Here is a 1,449-nt window from a genome sequence, read left to right on the forward strand (position 1 = left end):
CGGCGCCACGCTGGCCGGACATGGCCGTATTTTAGGCACAGCCACCATCAACAATGGCGGCACCCTGTCTCCGGGCAATTCGGTTGGTACGCTGACGGTGGCGGATGCCATTTTCAACAGCGGCTCCACCTATCAGATTGACGTCAACCCGGACGGCACGGCAGACAAACTGGTCGCCAACTCTGCTTTGGGCGGCACCGGGACCGTGACCATCGATTCTGGTGCCAAACTGGGGATACTGGCTGGCGCAGGCAGCTGGAACACCAGTACCAGATACCTCATCATCGATACCGATGGCGGTGTGACAGGCCAGTTCGGCAGCGTCACAAGCAACCTGGCCTTCCTGACAGAAACCGTCAATTACGACATCTCAAACCAGGTGTGGCTGACCATGAGCCGCAACGATGTGGGCTTTGATGAATTGCCCGGAGGCACTTACAACGAAAACAATACCGGCAAGGGCATTGAAAGCCTTGGCAATGGCAATGCCATTTACGATACCGTTGTCAGCATGGACAGCCTTTCGGCCCTGAATGCTTTTGCCAACCTCAGCGGGGAAATCCATGGCAGCGCCAAGAGCGCTGTGCTCACCAATCGCTATGCCAGGGATGCCATCAACGAGCATCTGTATCGCAGCCCCGTGCCGGATGCCGACCTGCCCGAAGCCAAACGTGCGCTGTGGGTCAGTACCTGGGGCTATGATGGCCACCTTAAAAACGACGGCAACGCGGCCAAGCTCGAAACCCAGGGCTGGGGCGTGCTGGTAGGAGCCGATATCTATGACAACGGTACCACAGCCGCAGGTCTGGCCATGGGCTATGAGCAAACCGACATCAAAGCCCGCAGCACCCGCAACTCTGCGGCCGACATCAATATGGTACATCTGCTGGCTTACGGGCGGACCAGTGCCGGTCCGATCGACATCAGGGCAGCAGCAGGCTACAGCTGGCTTGATATAGATACCACCCGCTACGTCAACGTAGGCAGCATTTCCTCCAAAAACCAGGCCAGCTACAGTGGCGGGCGCGTTCAGGCTTATGTGGAAGGCAGCCACACATTTGAGCTGACAGAGCAGGCCAGCGTCACCCCGTTCCTCAACGTGGCCTATCAAAGAATCACGGCAGAGAGTTTTACCGAAGAAGGCAGCGAGGCCATGCTTCAGGGGCACCGCAGTTCCGATCACCTGGTGACCACGACAGCCGGGGTACGCGGTCAGTGGCAGCTCAATGACAAGGCGAGCATAGACGGGCACCTGGGCTGGCAGCACAACATAGGCGATGTAGCACCCCATGCACGGTTGAACTTCATGGGTGGTACCACCTATAACGTGGACGGCACGCGGGTGGACCGTGACAGTGCCATTGTTGGTCTTGGCGGCACCTATCAGATCAGGCCCGATATGAGGCTGAGTGCCGGCTACGAAGGACAGTTTGGCAACCAGAGCCGGGA

The 1,449-nt window shown here is 58.5% G+C and carries 1 protein-coding gene; it reads left to right on the top strand.

Annotated features, from left to right (window positions below; translation table 11 throughout):
- Positions 1-1,449 (top strand): autotransporter outer membrane beta-barrel domain-containing protein (locus CUZ56_RS14815; protein ID WP_126981190.1); only part of this gene is annotated, 1,449 nt, incomplete at both ends.

The organism is Saezia sanguinis, assembly GCF_003991585.1.
GTDB classification, from domain to species: Bacteria; Pseudomonadota; Gammaproteobacteria; order Burkholderiales; family Burkholderiaceae_C; genus Saezia; species Saezia sanguinis.